The following is an 18541-nucleotide window of genomic DNA, read 5'->3' as shown; positions in this document are numbered from 1 at the left end:
TGATATTCGAAGAGAGCGGAGTGTGGTCCAAAACCGCCCGGCTTGCCAGTCGGCGGTGAAGATGACGAAAGGCGGTTCGCCAGTGCGGTGGGCAACTGCGGGTTCCGATCGGCACGAACCGCTGGGGTCGGTCATTACCGCTCTTCCCGTTCTCGTTTGTCTCCCGGCCTTCCCCGGGACGATACCCGCGGCGCGTCTCAGTTATCGGAAGCAAATACCGCCAGCGGCTCTCCGCCGGCGTCCCTGAGCACCAGCCGAGCCCCGGCGAGTTCGTAGCCCGTCACCCTCTCCAGCACGGCGCTGAAGCGCTGTTCGAGGTCCATGCCTTCCGCACAGGCCATGCGTGTCATCGCCAGCTGCGCGAAGTCGAGCGCCGCGCCGTCGGCGCGGTACCCACCGGTCAGTCGATTGCAGCCCGCGAAGCCGTGGACCCGGTCGGCCTCGAAGTGGAGGTTGGGCCGCCTGCCATCCGAGAGCGGCGCTACCTCCTCGCCTTCGAGACGCATCAGCATCCAGTCCCTGCCCGTCAGGGCGGGAGAGGCCTCGACGGTGTCCGCGGATGCGCCGTCCACCTTGCGCAACCGCAGTTCGTGCTCCTCGGTGGCGAACGCGGGATGGTGGCTATCCGTCGTGAACAGGAGTTCGTCGCCCCGCTTGATGGTTGCGCGGAGGGCGTAGCTCATCCGTCCGTCGATATCGGCCGGGTCGTAGGTCAGTTCGAAGGGATAGGGCGGTGCGCCCTCGGCGGCGAAGCGGGTCGACGAGATCACCACGGCCGGCGCATCGGCCCGGGAGACGTCCTGCAACTCCACGGTTACTTCCGCCCCGGGCGGCAGGGCGATGCGCTCGAGGTAGATGACCTGACCGCTTATCGTGCTCATGCTGTCTCCTTCGGGCGGGCCTTCCGCGCATCCCGCGGCGAAAAGGCACGCCGCAATGGCTATCCAGTACTTTCCGGCCATGGTCCACTCCTACTCGCTCGGCGGGTAATGCCTCATCCGATTATGCCCGACACCCGGTCCCGGGTGACCGCGTTCTGATCAGCCCTTCGACCATTTCTCCCTGAGTGCATCCGCATCTTCCGTGCGTGCGAGCGCCACAATCTTGTCGCCCTTTTCCAGAGCGATGTCGGGTTTCGCGAAGATCAGTTCGTCCTCCCGATAGAGGCAGACGATGCGGCTGTCGCCGGGCATGTCGATGTCCTGGACGCGTCCCTCGTGATCCTCGCCCAGAACGAAGGAGACGAGCCGGGCGTCCGAACCCAGTGCCGCCGACAGCTCCAGCGGGTTCCGCCCCTCCATCATGTCCGCGAGATGCCGGGCCACGGTGACTTCCGGCACGATGGTGTCCACCAGCCCGAGTTCGAGGCACACGTGCTCGAATTCCTCGTTCTCGATACGCGTGATGACCCGACTGAACCCCAGGGAGCGGCCGACGAGGCTCGCGATGATATTGGTCTGGTCGTTGGTGGTGAGGCAGAACAGGAAATCGGTGTTCTCCGGGTCGGTTTCCTTCAGGATGGCCGGGCGGCTGCCGTCGCCGTGCAGCACGCCGCAGTCGAGCTCATCAAGGGACTCGATCACCTCCCTGTCGTGCTCGACGATCACCACCTCGTGGTTGCGGTCGAGTAATACCCGGACGGCGGCCAGCGTCGCCGGGCTCGCTCCTACGAATACGGCTCTCATTGTGTCGCGTACCTCCTGCCTATCCAGGTGTGCGGGGCGAGCACCACCAGGATGGCTATGAACTCCAGGCGCCCGGCCAGCATGTCGAAGGCGAGCACCGCCTTCAGCAGGCCGGGCAGGTCGCTGGAGGTTATGCCGGTGCTGAGACCCACCGTGCCCGTGGCCGAGACCACCTCGAACAGGGCGTCCAGCGGCGCGTGGCCGTACAGCAGGAACGGTACGACCGAGGCGACCACCACGATCAGGAACATCGTCGGCACCGCCAGGATGTGCAGGACCTCGCTGGGCGCGAGCCGCCGGCCGCCCAGACGCGGTTCCACAACGGCGTGGGGAGGCAGCGCCATGCGCTGGATCAGCAGCTGGATCACGCGCAGCACCACGAGCAGCCGCAGCAGCTTGATGCCGCCGGCGGTGGAACCCACGCTGCCGCCCAGAGCCATGCTGACGATCGATGTCCACTTGGCCGCATCCGGCAGCGTGGCCGGATCCACCGGCGTGAAACCGGAGGTGGTCTGCGCCGAGACGCCCAGCAGGAAGCCCTGCCGCGCCGCAGTGCCGGCATCCAGCCCGCTGGCGGCGAGGATCAGGCTCAGCGCCACGCCGACCGCGAGCGCCGCCAGCACCAGCGCGCGGAGTTCGGCATCGGCGAGCACGCCGCGCCATTCGCCACGGGCGGCGCGCAGATACAGCGGCAGGCTGACGGCGGCGAGGAGGGTGATCAGGCTCAGCACCCAGGCCGACCAGCGGCCGTCGAAGCCGGCCAGGCTCCCGTCCAGGGAAGAGAATCCGCCGGTCGATACGCCGGACAGCACGTGCACCAGCGCGGTGTACGGGCGGCCCTCCGCGGCCCAGAGGACGAGCCAGGCCGCCACGGTCATGAGGGCATAGAGCACCAGCAGGCGGCGGGCATGCCAGATCATGGACGGTATGTCGGATTCACGTGCGCCGGTCGGCTCCAGCAGCCGGCGCGCCGCGATGCCCCGCGGTACCAGCATCACCACGCACAGCGCGGCGAAGCCGAGACCGCCGTACCACTGCATCCAGGACCGGGTCAGCAGCAGGACCGGGGATTGTCCGGCCGGCTCGGGGATCACGGAGAGGCCCGTGGTCGTCACCGCCGAGACCGCCTCGAACCAGGCATCCGCCGGCGTCAGACCGTAGGTGGTGAACGGCCAGATCATCACGGCCGGAGTCAGGATGAAGGCACCGGCCACCAGCACCAGCGCCTCGTTCGGCTGGATCTCGGCGGGCGCCCGGATGCGGTGGCAGAGGAATCCGGCGGCGCCGAGGGCAAGGGCCGTGATGCCGAGGGTGGCGGCGGTGCGGTGCTCCGCTCCGGCGAGGGCCGCTGCGGCCGGGATCGTGGTGAGCAGGGCGATAGTGACGGCGAGCAGGCCGCCATAACGCACCAGCACCCGCGGCCGGACCGCGTGCTGGAGCGTCCTCAGCCTGTTCCGGTGTACCATGGTGTCCGGCGAGCCAGTTCTCTGCACCCCGACTCTGGCACGGGCGGCGCCACCCGGGAATCAGGGAAACTACCCGGCCGCCGCCGGGTTGTGTGTTTGCCGTTGCAGCCGGGATAATCGGTGGCCATGCGATTCGCGCGCTTCCGCATCGACGACACCATTGTCATGGCCGCAGCTGCCGAAGACGGCGCCTGGGTGCCGGTCGGCGACCTCGCGCCCGACGCGCCGGGCGACATGCTCGCCCTGCTCGAGCGCTGGCCGCAGCTGAAGGTGCGCGCGGAGGAGGCGCTGGCCAGCGGCGAATGGAAGGCGCTGCTGGCGAGCGCCGAGCCGCTGCTGCCGTTCCGCCCGGCCTCGCTGCGGGACTTCATGCTGTCCGAGACCCACGCGGTGGAGGCGGCGCGTGGCTACCTGCGGCGCTTCAAGCCGGGTCTGCTGAAGGTGGTGAACGGCTACGAGAAGCTCAGCGGCAGGACCTTCCCGGCGCTGAAGCCGAAGCCGCTCTGGTACCGCCAGCCGGTCTACTACCTGACCAATCACCTGAACGTGGTCACCGACGGCGCCACCGTCGACTGGCCGGACTACACCGACGCGCTGGACTACGAGCTGGAACTGGCCTTCGTCATCACGAAGCCGCTGCTGAACGCGACGCGGGAAGAGGCGGAAGCGGCCATCGGCGGCTTCCTGATCCTGAACGACTTCAGCGCGAGGGACGTGCAGCTCGACGAGATGAAGAGCGGCTTCGGGCCACAGAAGTGCAAGCACTTCGTGAACGCACTTTCGGCGAGTGTGGCCACCGCAGACGACATCCTGCCTCGCATCGACACCGTGAAGGGGGAGGTTCGGATCAACGGCGAGCGCATCGTCGAGAGCCGCAACTCGGATCTGCAGCACGGCGTCGCCGATATCCTGATGCACGTATCCTGCGCCGAGCGGCTGCACCCGGGCGAGGTCTTCGGGCTCGGCACCATGCCCGGCGGCTGCGCCATGGAGAACGGCCGCTGGCTCGTCCCCGGCGACGAGATCGAACTCGCCATCGAGGGTATCGGCACGCTGGCGAACCGGGTGGGTGCCCGGGGCGGCTGATCAGTCCCCGGCGTGGCTCACCGGCTCGCGCTCGGTCAGCCCCAGCAGCTTCAGCGCGAAGGCATACTCGTGGGCCCGCTCCTCCAGCTTCTCGAAGCGGGCGGCGGAGCCCCGGTGGCCGGCCTCCATGTTCATGCGCAGGAAGAACGGCCCGCCCTTCGCCTCGTCACGGAGGCGCGCCACCCACTTGGCCGGCTCCCAGTAGGTGACCCGATAATCGGCGATGCCGCCAGTCGCCAGCACGGGCGGATACGGGACGTCGTCGCGGATGTTGTCGTAGGGCGAGTAGGCGGCGATGGTCTCGTACGCCTCCTGCTCGGCGACCGGGTTGCCCCATTCCGACCACTCCGGCGGCGTCAGGGGCAGCGTCTCGTCCGAGATGGTGTTCAGCACGTCCACGAAGGGCACCGCGGCCAGGACGCCGCCGAACAGGTCCGGGCGCAGATTCAGCGCAGCGCCCACCAGCAGGCCGCCGGCGGAACCGCCGTAGATGACGGTCTCGTTCCTGCGGCCGTAGCCGCGCTCCTGCAGCGCTTCGGCCACGTCGACGAAATCCGTGAACGTATTCATCTTCCTGCCGAGCTTGCCGTCCAGGTACCACTGGCGGCCCTTGGCCGCGCCGCCCCGGATGTGAGCGATGGCATAGACGATGCCGCGGTCCACCAGCGACAGCGTGCTGGTGGAGAAGTTCGCCGGCATGGTCAGGCCGTAGCTGCCGTAGCCGTACAGCACCAGCGGCGCGCTGCCGTCGATGGGCGTGTTCGCCAGGCGGAGGATGGTGACGGGGACCTCGGCGCCGTCCCTCGCCTCGACGAAGATGCGCTCCACCGCGTAGAGCTCCGGGCGATGGCCGCTCGGCACCTCCTGGGTCTTCCTGAGCGTGCGCTCCCGGGTGAACATGTCGAAGTCCCAGACCTGTTCCGGGGTGGCGGGGGATTCGTAACTGAAGCGCACGATCTTCGCGTCGAACTCGTAGCCCTCTTCCAGGCCGAGGGAATAGGCCGCCTCGTCGAAATCGACGGGATAGCTCACCTCGCCCTCGTAGTCCGTGATCACGATGCGGGGCAGGGCGTTCTCCCGCTCCAGGCGCACCAGCCGGTCCGCGAAGGCGACGAAGTCCACCAGGTAGGTGCCGGGTCGATGGGGCAGCCAGTCCTCCCAGTTGTCGCGGCCCGGGTCGGCCACGGGCGCGCGGACGATCTTGAAGTCCACTGCGTCGCCGGCGTTGGTGTGCAGATAGAAATGGTCGCCGTGATGTTCCGGGTCGTAGATCTCGTCGTCGCGGCGGGGCGCGATCAGCACGGGCTCTGCGCCCGGCGGCGCATCGGCGGGCAGGAATCTCGCCTCGCTGGAGGTCACCTTCGACGAGGTGATGAAGATGTACTCGCCGCTCAGGCTCTTCGAGACGTCGAGGAAGAAACTGTCGTCCGGCTCCTCGTACACCAGCCTGTCTTCGGCCGGGTCGGTGCCGAGAATGTGGTGCTTGACCCGCTTCGGGCGCTGGTGGTCGTCCCGCTCGATGTAGTAGAACGAGCGCGAATCCGCCGCCCACACCGCGCCGCCATCGGTGGAGGTGATGGTCTCGTCGAACTCCTTGCCGGTGTCGATGTTGCGCACGCGGATGTCGTAGTACTCCGAGCCGGTGCGGTCCGTGCTGTAGGCAATCCACCGGTGATCCGGGCTGTGCTCCACGCTGCCGATGTCGAAGAAGTCCTCACCCTCGCCTTCCCGGTCGCCGTCGTAGAGCACCGTCTCCTCGCCGCCTTCCCGGGGCGTGCGCACGAACACCGGGTACTGCCCGCCGTCCCGGAAACGCACGGAATACGCCCACGGGCCGTCGGGCAGCGGCACGGAGCTGTCGTCTTCCTTGATGCGGCCGCGCATCTCCGCCACGAGGGTCTCGCGCAGCCCGGCCAGATCCGCGGTGGCGTCCTCGTAGTGGCGGTTCTCCGCCTCCAGGTGGCTGCGGATATCGGCACTCAGCTTCGAGGGATCGCGCAGCACCTCCTGCCAGTTGGCATCCCGGAGCCAGGCGTAGGCGTCGGTGCGGGTGATGCCGTGCTGCTCGATGGTCGCCGGGCGCTTTTCGGCGGCCGGCGGCGGGCTGTCGGGGCTGATGCGGAAAGCGGGTCGGGTGGAAGTCATGGCGCTCCGGGGTTCATCGTTGTCGTGGCGGGCGTCGGTCTCATGCGCGTCATTGTCGCAGCCGGCTGCCAGCATGGTGAACAGGAAGGCAACCAGGGCGGAATTCGGGCGGACCATGGGTTGGCGGGCTCGCGGTTCACGAGGCGGGAGATTCTAACCGATTCCCTTCTATTGTGGCCGCCCTGCGGGGGTATCCATCTTGCTCCCGACAAGAGGTCGCGGCGATGGATACCCCCGCATGACGGCCGCCTCGTGGCGGCGTGAAGGCGCTGCCAGTCAGCAACGCCTGCTGACTGGTGCCAGGCTTATCGGCTACGGGCCCGCCAGCGGGTGGGTAAGGGTTGCGGGGTCGTCCGGGCCGACTGGAGCCATGACGGCGGGAAGGAGGCCCGGCCGAAGCTAAGGAGGACAGGACGTCCGACTGAGCGTCCCCGCGACCCTTACCCACCCGATGGCGGGCCTACGCCGACAGAAAGGGGGAATCGGGCCTGAAGGCCCTCCTACCTTGATTCTTGAACGGCGTCACAGACACGGCGCGGGCATCCGGCCAATCTCCGTCGTTATGTTCAGCCGGGCCGCGGCCCGCATCGAGGAGGCGGGGATATGGAATCCCAGAAAGGTCTGACCGCACTGGAATTGCTGATCGTGGTCGCGATCATCGCGATGCTCGCCGCGGTGGCGGTGCCGCGTTTCTCGCTGCTGGACCGGGAGGCCCGGGAGCAGGCCGTGGTCTCGCTCGCCGACGGCGTGAGGAGTTCGGCCGAGATCACCCACCGGGTGTGGTCGGCCGCGGGCCGGCCCGAGACGCTGACGTTCCAGGGCGAGGAGCTGCGCTTCGTGCATGGTTATCCGGCCGAGCAGGCGATCGCCCATGCCGTGATCGGGCCCGGCGGCTTCCGCCAGAACAACGGCGTGTGGGTACACGAGGATGCGCGCTCGGCGCTGGACTGCGGGGTGGTCTATCTGCCGCCGACGGCGGACGGCGTGCCGGCGACGGTGAACGCCTACACGGCAGGCTGCTGACTCCGGGAAGTCTCCTGCCGGGAAGACCCTAGACGCGTCGTGCGGCGACGGTCTCGTCGCGCAGGAACATCGACGCCTTCTCGGGGTGCATCGGGCGGCTGAACAGGAAGCCCTGTACCAGGTCGCAGTTGCACTCGCGCAGGAAGTCCAGCTGCTCGGCGGTCTCCACGCCTTCCGCCGCCACCTCGATATCCAGCCCGCGGGCCATGGCGATGGCGGCGCGCACCAGGCGCTGGTGATCCTCGTTCTCCTGCAGGTCCGCGATCAGGCTGCGGTCGATCACGAAGGTATCCACCACGCCGCTGTCCAGCGAGCGGAACGAGATGTCCTGGGTGCCGAAGCGGTCCAGGGATATGCGCACGCCGAGCGCGTTCAGCTCGGCCATGATGTGCGCGGGCATGCGCCGGCCGTGGTTCATGCCCGTGGCCATGATCTCCAGTTCCAGACAGCCCGGATCCAGGTTGGTGTCCTTCAGTGCCTTCGCCACGGATTCGACGATGCGCCCCCGCGCGAGCTGTGCCGGCGAGAGATTCACCGCCACCGTGAGGTCCGGCAGATCGAACTGGGTCTGCCAAGCCTTCAGCTGCGCGGCGGCGTTGGCGACGATCCATTCGCCCACCGAGTGGATGAGCCCGCTGGACTCGAGGATGGGCAGGAAGCGCTCGGGCGCCAGCAGGCCGAAGCGGGGATGCTGCCAGCGCAGCAGCGCCTCGAAGCCGATGAGCCGGCCGTTGCGCACGTCGATGCGCGGCTGGTAGTGCAGCAGCAGCTCCCGGCGCACCAGGGCGTGGCGCAGCCCCACCTCCAGCTCTTCCCGCTCCGCGATCTTGTGGTTCAGCGCCGCGGAGTGGAACTGGAAGCGTCCGCCGCCGTGGCTCTTCGCCTGGCTGGTGGCCAGCGCGGCCGCCTTCACCAGATCGGCGGCGTTGTTGCCCGCCTCCGGATACAGGGCGATGCCGATGCTGGGGGTCAGATAGACCTCGTTGCCGCCGACGAAGTACTGCTCCTCCAGCGCCAGCACGAGCTTCTGCCCCACCGTGGCGGCGTCCTGGGGCGACTCCACGTCCTCGATACAGATCACGAACTGGTCGGCGTTCCAGCGTCCCACGAGGTCGCTCACCCTCAGTTCCCGCACCAGCCTCAGGGCCACCTCCTGCAGCAGGCGGTCGCCGGTGTCGTGACCCAGAGTGTCGTTGACCGAGCGGAAGCGGTCGAGGTCGATGAACAGGATGCCGAGTTCCCGCTTGTGCCGGGAGGCGCGGCTGATGGCGCGGCCGAGCTGCTCGGTGAACAGGCCGCGGCCGGCCAGTTCGGTGAGCGGGTCGTACAGCGACGTGCGTTCCTGGTGCCTGGCGCGTTGCCGGCGGTCGGTCACGTCGCGGAAGGACACCACCGCCCCCACACGCCGGCCGGCGGCATCCGTGAGGGCGCGCCCGCTGAGGCTCAGCAGCATCGGCGGCTGGCCCTCGGTCTCGTACAGGGCCTCCATGTCGCTGAACTTCTCGCCGGCGAGCGCCCGCGGCAGCGGCCGGGCCTCCACCGGCAGCGGCGTCTCCAAGCCGGGCGCACTGGCGCAGAACTGCCGGTGCCAGGCGAGGGTCGGCCGTTCCCGCGGCCCCAGGCCGAGCATGCTGCGGCCCGCGGGATTGATGGAGATAACCACGCCGTGCTCGTCGACCACGATCACGCCGTCGTTGATGCCGTGCAGGATGGTGCGCATCGCGTCTTCCGGCCGCTGCATGCGGCGCACGAACTGGTGTCGGTCGAGCGCATAGTGCAGGGCCTCGATGAGCGTACCCGGGGTAATCTCGTCCAGGCACAGATAGTCCTGGGCGCCGTGCTGCACGGCCGCCATGCCCCGGTGCTCGTTCACCCGGGCGGTCACGGCGATGACCGGCAGGCCCGGCAGCTCCGCCATCGCCGCCGCCGGGCGCAGGCGCTGGCGGCCGGCCTCGGTGAGGCCGACGTCGAGCACTACGATGTCCGGATTGATGCGAGCGACCTCGTCCCGGATGCCGGCCGGGTCGCTGGCCTGATGGATGCCGTCGATGGCATCCAGCTGGCGCAGCATCTGGAGGATGTTGCCGCCGGGGAGGGAGTAGTCGCCGATGTAGAGTACGCGGAGCTGACGAGCGAGGGGCTCCGGGGTGTCGCCCGACCTGTGGGCTTCGCTCATGCTCCCTCCCTGTGCGCGGGTGCTTTCGGGTTATCGTTAATGACCACCGGCATCGCAGGATCATAGCAAAAGAGCCGCCGGGTGCCGATGGCCGCGATCTTTTTCCCGCCGGTTTCAAACCCGAGGTCACCGGCCTGCATCGAAGGATCAAACGACGGATGAAAGGAGCCATGGAGATTGATCGGGCGATTGACCGCGCCAGCCACAGATTGCCCGGCTACCCGAGCGCCGGCGGAAGAGCCGCCCGTGGCCGCTGAATCGGTCGACGTGGCCGATCTGGCCGTCCGCCGCGCGCGCAAGGGCGACCGCCGGGCCTTCGAGCAGCTCTATCGCGCCCACGTCGGGCAGGTCTACGGCCTGTGCCTGCGCATGACGGGTCGGCCGGCCGAGGCAGAGGACTGCGCGCAGGACGCGTTCATCCAGGCCTGGCGCAAGCTCGGCCAGTTCCGCGGCGACGCGGCGTTCGGCACCTGGCTGCACCGCATTACGGTGAACGCGGTACTCGCCAGACGACGCAGGATGAGGCCGGAGGACCCGCTGGACGACGGTGCGGAGCTCGGTGCAGCCGCCGAGAGTCCGGCCGACCAGCGGGACCTGGAGGCCGCCGTGGCGACACTGCCGGAGGGAGCGCGCCACGTCTTCGTGCTGCTGGCCGTGTACGGCTACACCCATGAGGAGGCGGGCGAGATGCTGGGCATCGCCAGCGGCACCTGCAAGGCACAACTGCACCGGGCGCGCCGGCTGCTCGCCGAGCGGCTGAGCGCCGGCCCGACGCCTACAGAGGATCAGACCAGTGACTGAAGAACAGCGAAGACGGGAAGAGATCGAGGCGGAGCTGGATCGTCGCATCGCCGCGCTGCCTGAGGCGGTGGAGCCCGGGCGCGACCTGTGGCCCGGCATCGAGGCCCGGCTGGAAGAGGCGGACGCGCGTCCGGGCCCGCGCCGCTGGTGGTGGGGTGCCGTGGCCGCGGCGGTCGGCACGGCGGCATTGCTGCCCCTGCTGCTCGTCCGTGACGGGCCGGTGGGCGAAGACCCGGTGCCGATGGCGACCGTCCCGGCCGAATCGCGGGCGACGACAAACCGGGGCCTGGATACCGCCGGGCAGAAATTCAGGCTGCGCAACGCCGCCGTCACCTCGGTGGAGCCGGGCCCCGAGTACCGCGCGGCCCGGGCGGAACTCCTGAGCCTGCTCGAGGCGCGCCTCGAGCAGCTCGCGCCGGAAGATCGCGAGATCGTGGTGCGCAACATCGAGACCATCAGGAGCGCCCTGGAAGAGATCGACACCGCCCTGCAGGACAACCCGGATGACCCCCTGCTGCAGGAACTGATGCTGCAGACCTATCAGAGAGAACTGGATGTGATGGCACGGGTGAACGGCCTTGCCGGCCCGGCCAGGAGGAGGACCGACCTATGAATGCGCAGACCATGAACGCGAAGACACTGACACTGTTGCTGCTGGCCGCGCTGCCGCTGGCGGCCCAGGCCGACCGGCAGTACGAACGCACCGTGGCGCCGGACGGCGCGAAGGAAGTGCGCATCAGCAATACGGCCGGCTCCATCGACGTGGAGGGCTCGGACCGCCAGGACATCCGCATTACCGGCGTCCTGGAGGACGACGTGGAGGAAGTGCTGATCGAGCGGCAGGGCAGCGCGATCGCCATCGAGGTGAAGGTGCAGGACAGGCTCCGCTCGTATCACCGGGCCTCGGCCGAGCTGCGCATCGAAATGCCGGCGGCCATGGGCCTGAGCGTCGTGGGCACCAGCGCGGACATCGAGGCGGAGGGCGTGCGCGGCGAGCAGCGGCTGAAGAGCGTCAGCGGTGACGTGCGTACCGAGGTCTGGGGCGAGCCGGTGACCGCGGAGACCGTCAGCGGCGACGTCCGCGTGGAAGGTCACGGCGAGGTGTCCCGCGCGAGGCTGGCGGCCGTCAGCGGCGACCTGGTGGTGGAGGCGCTGGCCGGCGAACTCGACGCCCAGTCGGTGAGCGGCGACGTGATCGTGAGCGACAGCCGGGTGAGCCGTGCCCGCTTCGAGACCACCTCCGGCGACGTGATCGCCACGGTGAGTCTGGAGCGCGACGGCAGCTTCGAGGCGGAGAGCGTCAGCGGCGACATCGAGCTGGACGTCGCGGGCGAGCCCGACGCCGAGATCGACGTGACCAGCTTCAGCGGCAGCATCGACAACTGCTTCGGCCCGAAGCCCGAGCGCCAGAGTCGCTACGCCCCGGGCTCCGAGCTGCGCTTCACCGCCGGCGAGGGCCGCGGCGAGATCCGCCTCCAGACCCTCAGCGGCGACATAGACCTCTGCAAAATGTAGGAGGGGCTTTAGCCCCGATCCCTTTCCCCGATCCCTTTTCCCGACCCCCCTTCACCAAATCCCCGACCCGCCTCTGCCTGCCGGGTCGGGGGTTTGCTAATCTAGACGTCTCACCCGCGCTGCGAAGGATCTGCAATGGGGCGCTTCCTGAAATTCCTCCTCATCGGCATTGCCGCCGTCGTCGGCCTGCTCGTCGTGGTCGTGCTGGCGGTGGCGCTGCTGTTCGACCCGAACGACTACAAGGACGAGATCGCGGCGCAGGTGGAAGCCGCCACCGGGCGCTCGCTGACCCTGGAGGGCGACCTCGAGCTCGGCCTGTTCCCCTGGCTGAGCGTCGATACCGGGCGCATCGTGCTCGGCAACGCCGAGGGATTCGGCCCCGAGCCCTTCGCCGAACTGGACGGGGCCAGCGTCGCCATCCGCCTGTGGCCGCTCATCACCGGCAACATCGAGGCCGGGCGGGTCTCCGTGGACGGGCTCGTGCTCAATCTGCGCATCGCCGGCGACGGCACCAGCAACTGGGACGACCTGGCTGCCGCGGGCGAAGAGCCCGCCGAAGCGCCTGCCGCCGAAGGCGAGGGCACGGGCCTCGGCGAGCTGCGGGTCGCCGGCATCAGCCTCACCGATGCGACCGTCGACTGGCAGGACGAGGCGGCCGGGGTCCACTACCGGGTCACCGATCTCGGACTGAACACCGGCGCCATCGAGCCCGGCCTGCCCTTCGACGTCGACGGCGGCTTCGTGCTGGCCACCCTGCTCGACGACTCGGGCAAGGGTTCGGGCAACGGTTCGGGCGAGGGCCCGGGCGGCGAGTTCGAACTGGCCACCGTCGTCACCGCGGACCTGGATAGCGGGCGCATCGTGCTGGACGGTCTGCTGCTGAGTGGCCGCCTCGACCCCGGCGCCGAACTCGAGCCCTTCGATTTCGGCGTATCCGCACGGCGCCTGGCCTACGCGACGGAGCAGCAGGCGCTGGAACTCGACGACGGCGCGCTGGAGGTGGCCTCCCTGCGCATCGAGGCCGGGCTCACCGGCACCGTCGGCGACACGCTGCAGCTCTCGGGCCGCATCGAGGCGCCCCGCTTCTCGCCGAAAGACCTGGCCGAGACCCTGGGCACGCCGCTGCCGCCCACCGCCGACCCGGCCGTGCTGCAGCTGGTCTCCTTCGCCGCCGACGTCGCCCTCACGGACGACAGCGTGGCCCTCTCCGCCATGACCGCCCGGCTCGACGACACCGAACTGAAGGGCAGCTTCTCGATGCGCGGCTTCGAGGCGCCCGCCTATCGCTTCGCCCTGGAGGGTGACCGCATAGACCTGGACCGCTACCTGGCGCCGCCGGCCGCCGACGCGCCGGCCGAGGCCGACACCGCGGCGCTGGATGCCACCGAGATCCCGGTGGACGTCATCCGCTCGCTGGATGCCGAGGGCACCCTGAAATTCGCGGAGGTGGTGCTGGGCGGCCTCAGCTTCCGCACGATCGAGCTCGGCGTCAACGCCGGGGACGGCCGGGTGCGGCTGCATCCCATCGCCGCCCGCGTGCTTGAGGGCGGCTATAACGGCGACGTCCGCATCGACGCGAGCGGCAACAAGCCCCGCCTGTCGGTGGACGAGCGGGTGGAAGGCGTGCAGCTCGCCGCCCTCGGCCGCGAACTCTACGAGACGGACAAGCTGAGCGGCAGCCTGCAGGGCCGGTTCACGCTGGCCGGCAGCGGCGCCAACGTGGCCGAGATCCGCCAGGACCTCGGAGGCAATGTCGGCTTCGAACTCAGCGACGGCGCGTTCGAGGGCACGGACCTCTGGTACCAGATCCGCCGGGCGCGGGCCGTATTCCGGCGCGAGGCGCCGCCGCAGCCGCCCGCGGAGCCCCGCACGCCCTTCTCCGCCATCCGCGGCACCGGCAAGGTGGCGGACGGCGTGCTCACGAACGACGACCTGTTCGCCGAGCTGCCGTTCCTGCGCGTCACCGGCGCGGGCACGGTGGACCTGGCCGCCGCCAGCCTGGACTACGGTGTGCGCGCACGGGTCCTCGAGCGCCCCGACTTCATCGAGGGAGCTAGCGAGGAGGAACTGGCGGAATACACCGAGGCGGTCATCCCGATCCGCATCACCGGCAGCCTCGCCGACCCCTCGGTGCGCCCGGACGTCGAGGACATGCTGCGCGAGGAGGTCAAGGGCCGCATCGAGGAAGAGAAGGAGCGCCTGCAGAAGAAGCTGCTGGAGCGCCTCGGCATCGAGTCGGAAGAAGAGGCGGCGCCCGCTGACGGCGAGAACCTGGCGCCGGAAGATGAGCAGCCCGCCGAAGAGGAAGAGTCGGTGGAGGACCAGCTCAAGAAGAAACTGAAAGACCTGCTCGGTGAGCGCTGAGGACCGACGCCCGGCGGCCCTCGCCATTCTCCTTCTGGCAGCATCGGTCGTGCTGGCCGCCGCGCCCGCCGGCGGCGCTGATCTGCTGGACGTGAGCGTGGAGAAGGAAGGCGAGCGTTACACCATGGCCTCGCGCACCTACTTTGAGGCGCCGCCCGAGGCCGTGTTCCGGGTGCTGGCCGACTACGACCGCTTCGAGCGCATCTCCAGCATCTTCGAAGACGTTCGCTTCATCGCTCCCGCCAGCGACGGCACGCCGCGAGCCTACACGCTGATGAAAGGTTGCGTGCTGTTCTTCTGCAAGACCATCGAGCGCATCGAGGAGCTGCACTTCACGCCCCACAGCCGCATCGTCGCGGAGGTGGAGCCCGAGCACAGCGACTTCGCCTACGGCCGCACCGAGTGGCGGTTCATCCCGTCCGGCTCCGGCACCGAGGTGCACTACCGCATGGAGATGCAGCCCGGCTTCTGGGTGCCGCCGCTGATCGGGCCGTACATCATGAAGCGCTCCTTCCGCAGTGACGCCGTCGAGGCGCTGAATCGCATCGAAGCCCTGGCCCTCTCCCCGGACGAAGGTCGGGAGCCGCCGTCGTGACGCCCTTCGCCGAGAGGCTGCTCCACTGGTACGACCGCCACGGCCGCCACGATCTGCCCTGGCAGCATGATCCCGTGCCCTACCGTGTCTGGGTCTCGGAGATCATGCTGCAACAGACCCAGGTGAAGACGGTCATCCCGTACTTCGAGCGCTTCATGGAGCGGTTCCCGACGGTGCAGGCGCTCGCGGCCGCTCCGGTCGACGACGTGCTGGCGCTCTGGTCCGGCCTCGGCTACTACGCCCGGGCGCGCAACCTGCACCGCGCCGCGCGGGAGGTCGCGTCCGATCACGGCGGCGAGTTCCCGCGCGAGCCGGAGGCGCTGGAAGCCCTGCCCGGCATCGGCCGCTCCACGGCCGGCGCCATCCTCGCACTCTCCTTCGGCGAGCGCCAGCCGATCCTGGACGGCAACGTCAAGCGCGTGCTGGCCCGCTACCACGCGGTGGATGGCTGGCCGGGACGCACGGCGGTGGCGAAGGAGCTCTGGCAGCTGGCGGAGCGGCACACGCCGTCGCAGCGTGTGGACGACTACACCCAGGCCATCATGGATCTGGGCGCGACGCTCTGTACCCGCAGCCGCCCGGCCTGCGAGCGCTGCCCGCAGGCGGCGGATTGCCGGGCACTGGCGCTGGGCCGGCAGGCGGACTTCCCGGGCCGCAAGCCGGCGCAGGCCTCGCGCCGGCTCCGCACCGCCGAGTTCGCGCTGGCCTGGGACGGCAGCGCGGTGCTGCTGGAGCGCCGCCCCGACGCCGGCATCTGGGGCGGCCTCTGGAGCCTGCCGGAGATCGGCGACGGGGAGACGGCGGAGGATTGGTGCCGGCGGCGGCTGGGGGCGGAACCGCCCGCGGTGGAGCGCTGGGAGACTGTCGAACACAGCTTCACCCATTATGATCTGCACATGCGGCCGGTCCTGATCCGTCTGGACGAACGGCCGGGCGCGGCGCGTGACGTGGACGACGAGCGCTGGGTGGATGTGGCGGGCGACACCGCGGTGGGGCTGCCGGCCCCGGTGCGACGGCTGCTGGACAGGCTCGGCGAGCTCGGCGTCTGAGCCGACGCCGGAGAGAAGTGGAAGGGAAGGATGGACGAACAACTCGAAAGACAACTGGGTCAGCAGCTGGACCTGGTCCAGCAGGTCTACGAACTGGTGGTCAACTTCATGGTGACCTACTCGTTCCGCCTCGTCGGGGCGGTGCTGGTCATCATCGTCGGCATCCTGGTGGCGCGCTGGGTGGGCCGCATCGTGCTGCGCGCGCAGGAGCGCCACGACGTCGACGTCACGCTGCGCCAGTTCATCGCGAGCACGGTGCGCATCACGGTCATCGCGCTGTTCGCGATCATCGCCATGAACCAGCTCGGCGTGAGCATCACACCGCTGATTGCCGCCATCGGCGGCCTGGCCGTCGGCGTCAGCTTCGCGCTGCAGGGGCCGGTGGCCAACTACGGCGCCGGGCTGGTGATCATCCTGACGCGCATGTACAGAGTGGGCGACACCGTGACCATCCAGGGCTGCTCCGGCCTGGTGGAGGACATCTCGCTGGCCACCACCGTGCTGCTCACCGAGGACGGCGAGCGCATCGTCATCCCGAACCGGCAGATCACCGGCGAGATCCATACCAACTCCTTCGCCAACCGCGTGGTCGAGGGCCGGGTGGGTATTGCCTACAGCGAGGACCCGGAACGGGCCATCGGCATCATCGCGGATGCGCTGGCCGGCGTGGGCGGCGTCTCGAGCGAGGTTTCACCGCAGATCGGCATCGCGGGCTTCGGCGACTCCTCCATCGATCTCGACTACCGCTACTGGGCGCCCACCAACCGCTATTTCGGGGTGATGCACGAGGCCAACATGGCCGTGTATCAGGCCCTGAAGCGTGAGGGCGTGTCCATTCCGTTCCCGCAGCGCGAGGTGCGGCTGCTCGGCGAGGCCGCATCAGCCGGCTGAGATACGCCCGGCGCAAGCCAGGCGAGCTCCATCGTACGCCGGCCTTGCTTTTGGGTCCGCGTCCGGCGCTCTGGTATAAAGCGTCCATCTTTCCGGAACCCATCGAACGAGGCATCCAATGAGCCGTACGGTCAACTGCGTGGTGCTGGGCCAGGAGGCGGAGGGGCTGGACTACGCTCCCTACCCCGGCGAGCTCGGCAAACGCATCTACGAGAACGTCTCCAAGCAGGCCTGGCAGCGCTGGCTCGCCCACCAGACCATGCTGATCAACGAATACCGCCTGACCCCCATCGAGCCGAAGGCGCGGGAGTTCCTGGAGAAGGAGATGGAGAAGTTCTTCTTCGGGGAGGGGTCGCAGGCGCCGGAGGGCTTTGTTCCCAAGGACTGACCGCTCTCCTTCTCTTCTGGCCGCCCTGCGGGGGTATCCATCTTGCTCCCGACAAAAGGTCGCGGCGATGGATACCCCCGCATGACGGCCGTGCTCGCGGTGGCGTGAAGGAGCTGCCAGTCAGAGACGCTGACTGACGCGCGCCAGACCGCACGGCTACGGACCCTTCCGCGGCTGGGGCGGGCTGCGGGGGTTGTCCGGGCCGACTGGAGCCGATAGACAGTGCTAGGAGCGGCTTCAGCCGCGATCCATCGGGCCTAAAGGCCCTCCCACGTGAGCGTCCCCCGTAGTCCGCCCCAGTCGATGGCGGGCCTACGCCGAGAGAAGGATGCCGCCTCCAGAAGAGCGCATCGGGCCTGAAGGCCCTCCTACAAGATCTTCAGACGGCGGTGCAGTACTGGACGCTGAACAGGTCGTCCGCGTCGGTCCAGACTCTGTCCACGCGAAAGCCGGCCAGCTCCGCCATCTGCGCGAAGGTCTCCAGGCGATACTTGTGCGAGCACTCCGACAGGATGTATTCGCCGGCGGCGACGGAGATGGCCGCGTCGCCGATGTGGATGGTCTGGTCGCGCTCGCTGACCAGGTGCATCTCGATGCGGTCCAGCTGCTCGTTGTAGATGGCGCGGTGGCGGAAGGCGGTGAGATCGAAGTCTGCACCGAAGCGCCGGTTGAGATGGGCCAGCATGTTGAGGTTGAAGCGTTCCGTGTAGCCGGCGGCGTCGTTGTAGGCGCGTTCCAGCACCGCCTTGTCCTTCACCAGGTCGACGCCGATCAGCAGCGCGCCGCCGTCCCGGGCCTCCTCGCGCATGACCTTCATGAGCGAGACCGCGGAGTCCGGCCAGAAGTTGCCGATGGTGGAGCCCGGGAAGAACACCAGGTTGCGCTCCGGCATGATCTTCGGCGACGGCAGCTCGAAGGGTTTCGTGAAGTCGGCGGCGACCGGCAGGATCTCCAGGTCCGGGTAGTCGGCGGCCAGGATGTCGGCCGACCTCACCAGGAACTCCTTCGACACGTCCACCGGCACGTAGGCGGCCACGTCGTGCAGGTGGGAGAGCAGGATGCGGATCTTGATGCTGGCGCCGGAGCCGAACTCGATCACCGAGGGGCGCGGGCCGACCACGTCCGCGATCTCCCCGATGTTCTCCCGCATGATCCCGATCTCGGTCTGCGTGGGGTAGTACTCCGGCTGCTCGCAGATGGCGTCGAACAGCTCCGAGCCGCGCTCGTCGTAGAAGTATTTGGGCGAGATCAGCTTCTGCGGGCGCGCGAGCCCCTCGATCACTTCCGCCAGTTCCAGGTTCTCGGACAGATCCTGCTCGGTCAGGTCCTCTGCCCGCGCTGCGTCGGTGGCCATAGG

General features: G+C 68.9%; 17 protein-coding genes. 10 read left to right on the top strand and 7 right to left on the bottom strand.

Features of this window, described 5'->3' with window-relative positions:
• Positions 1-197: 197 nt before the first annotated feature.
• From ACJMK0_RS01970 to ACJMK0_RS01960, 3 genes are all read right to left on the bottom strand, one after another.
• Positions 198-881, bottom strand: a complete 684-nt coding sequence (locus ACJMK0_RS01970; RefSeq protein WP_405235136.1) for a YbaY family lipoprotein — start codon at positions 879-881, stop codon at positions 198-200.
• Between the two features lie 159 nt (positions 882-1040).
• Positions 1041-1685 (bottom strand): potassium channel family protein, encoded by a 645-nt coding sequence (locus ACJMK0_RS01965; protein ID WP_405235135.1) that lies wholly within the window; start codon positions 1683-1685, stop codon positions 1041-1043.
• Entirely contained in the window at positions 1682-3178 is a 1497-nt protein-coding gene (locus tag ACJMK0_RS01960) for a TrkH family potassium uptake protein (RefSeq protein WP_405235134.1), read from the bottom strand. The genes ACJMK0_RS01965 and ACJMK0_RS01960 overlap by 4 nt, the downstream gene beginning before the upstream one ends.
• A 99-nt stretch (positions 3179-3277) precedes the next feature.
• Between ACJMK0_RS01960 and ACJMK0_RS01955 the strand changes: the two genes are divergently transcribed.
• Complete coding sequence (locus ACJMK0_RS01955; protein WP_405237870.1) at positions 3278-4237, top strand: fumarylacetoacetate hydrolase family protein; 960 nt, start codon at positions 3278-3280, stop codon at positions 4235-4237.
• Here ACJMK0_RS01955 and ACJMK0_RS01950 read toward each other — a convergent pair whose 3' ends face one another.
• Complete coding sequence (locus ACJMK0_RS01950) at positions 4238-6499, bottom strand: S9 family peptidase (protein WP_405235133.1); 2262 nt, start codon at positions 6497-6499, stop codon at positions 4238-4240.
• A 486-nt stretch (positions 6500-6985) separates the two neighbouring features.
• On the opposite strand from ACJMK0_RS01950, the gene ACJMK0_RS01945 reads away from it, so the two are divergent.
• Positions 6986-7405, top strand: a complete 420-nt coding sequence (locus ACJMK0_RS01945) for a prepilin-type N-terminal cleavage/methylation domain-containing protein (RefSeq protein WP_405235132.1) — start codon at positions 6986-6988, stop codon at positions 7403-7405.
• 28 nt (positions 7406-7433) lie between these two features.
• Here ACJMK0_RS01945 and ACJMK0_RS01940 read toward each other — a convergent pair whose 3' ends face one another.
• A complete protein-coding gene (locus tag ACJMK0_RS01940; protein WP_405235131.1) occupies positions 7434-9581 on the bottom strand; it encodes a putative bifunctional diguanylate cyclase/phosphodiesterase in 2148 nt (715 codons plus the stop codon).
• A complete protein-coding gene (locus tag ACJMK0_RS01935) occupies positions 9578-9787 on the bottom strand; it encodes a hypothetical protein (protein ID WP_405235130.1) in 210 nt (69 codons plus the stop codon). Before ACJMK0_RS01935 ends, ACJMK0_RS01940 begins: the two co-directional genes overlap by 4 nt.
• 40 nt (positions 9788-9827) lie before the next feature.
• Between ACJMK0_RS01935 and ACJMK0_RS01930 the strand changes: the two genes are divergently transcribed.
• The 8 genes from ACJMK0_RS01930 (at position 9828) to ACJMK0_RS01895 (ending at position 17184) form a co-directional block, all read left to right on the top strand.
• A complete protein-coding gene (locus ACJMK0_RS01930) occupies positions 9828-10382 on the top strand; it encodes an RNA polymerase sigma factor (protein WP_405235129.1) in 555 nt (184 codons plus the stop codon).
• On the top strand, positions 10375-10995 hold the full coding sequence (locus ACJMK0_RS01925) for a hypothetical protein (protein ID WP_405235128.1): 621 nt from the start codon (positions 10375-10377) through the stop codon (positions 10993-10995). Before ACJMK0_RS01930 ends, ACJMK0_RS01925 begins: the two co-directional genes overlap by 8 nt.
• On the top strand, positions 10992-11897 hold the full coding sequence (locus ACJMK0_RS01920; RefSeq protein ID WP_405235127.1) for a DUF4097 family beta strand repeat-containing protein: 906 nt from the start codon (positions 10992-10994) through the stop codon (positions 11895-11897). Before ACJMK0_RS01925 ends, ACJMK0_RS01920 begins: the two co-directional genes overlap by 4 nt.
• A gap of 135 nt (positions 11898-12032) precedes the next feature.
• Complete coding sequence (locus tag ACJMK0_RS01915; protein WP_405235126.1) at positions 12033-14261, top strand: AsmA family protein; 2229 nt, start codon at positions 12033-12035, stop codon at positions 14259-14261.
• Entirely contained in the window at positions 14251-14856 is a 606-nt protein-coding gene (locus tag ACJMK0_RS01910; protein WP_405235125.1) for an SRPBCC family protein, read from the top strand. The genes ACJMK0_RS01915 and ACJMK0_RS01910 overlap by 11 nt, the downstream gene beginning before the upstream one ends.
• A complete protein-coding gene (mutY, locus tag ACJMK0_RS01905) occupies positions 14853-15905 on the top strand; it encodes an A/G-specific adenine glycosylase (protein ID WP_405235124.1) in 1053 nt (350 codons plus the stop codon). The genes ACJMK0_RS01910 and mutY overlap by 4 nt, the downstream gene beginning before the upstream one ends.
• 30 nt (positions 15906-15935) lie before the next feature.
• Positions 15936-16796: a mechanosensitive ion channel family protein gene (locus tag ACJMK0_RS01900; RefSeq protein ID WP_405235123.1), complete on the top strand. Its 861-nt coding sequence runs from the start codon at positions 15936-15938 to the stop codon at positions 16794-16796.
• Between the two features lie 118 nt (positions 16797-16914).
• Positions 16915-17184 carry an oxidative damage protection protein gene (locus ACJMK0_RS01895; RefSeq protein ID WP_405235122.1) on the top strand — a complete coding sequence of 90 codons (270 nt, stop codon included), beginning with the start codon at positions 16915-16917 and terminating at the stop codon, positions 17182-17184.
• Between the two features lie 379 nt (positions 17185-17563).
• On the opposite strand, the gene egtD is transcribed toward ACJMK0_RS01895, so the two are convergent.
• On the bottom strand, positions 17564-18538 hold the full coding sequence (gene egtD, locus ACJMK0_RS01890) for an L-histidine N(alpha)-methyltransferase (protein ID WP_405235121.1): 975 nt from the start codon (positions 18536-18538) through the stop codon (positions 17564-17566).
• Positions 18539-18541 lie beyond the last annotated feature (3 nt).

Origin of the sequence: Lentisalinibacter orientalis (genome assembly GCF_040706535.1) — a bacterium.
Lineage (GTDB): Bacteria > Pseudomonadota > Gammaproteobacteria > Steroidobacterales > Woeseiaceae > Lentisalinibacter > Lentisalinibacter orientalis.
This window is presented reverse-complemented; position numbering and strand designations above follow the sequence as displayed.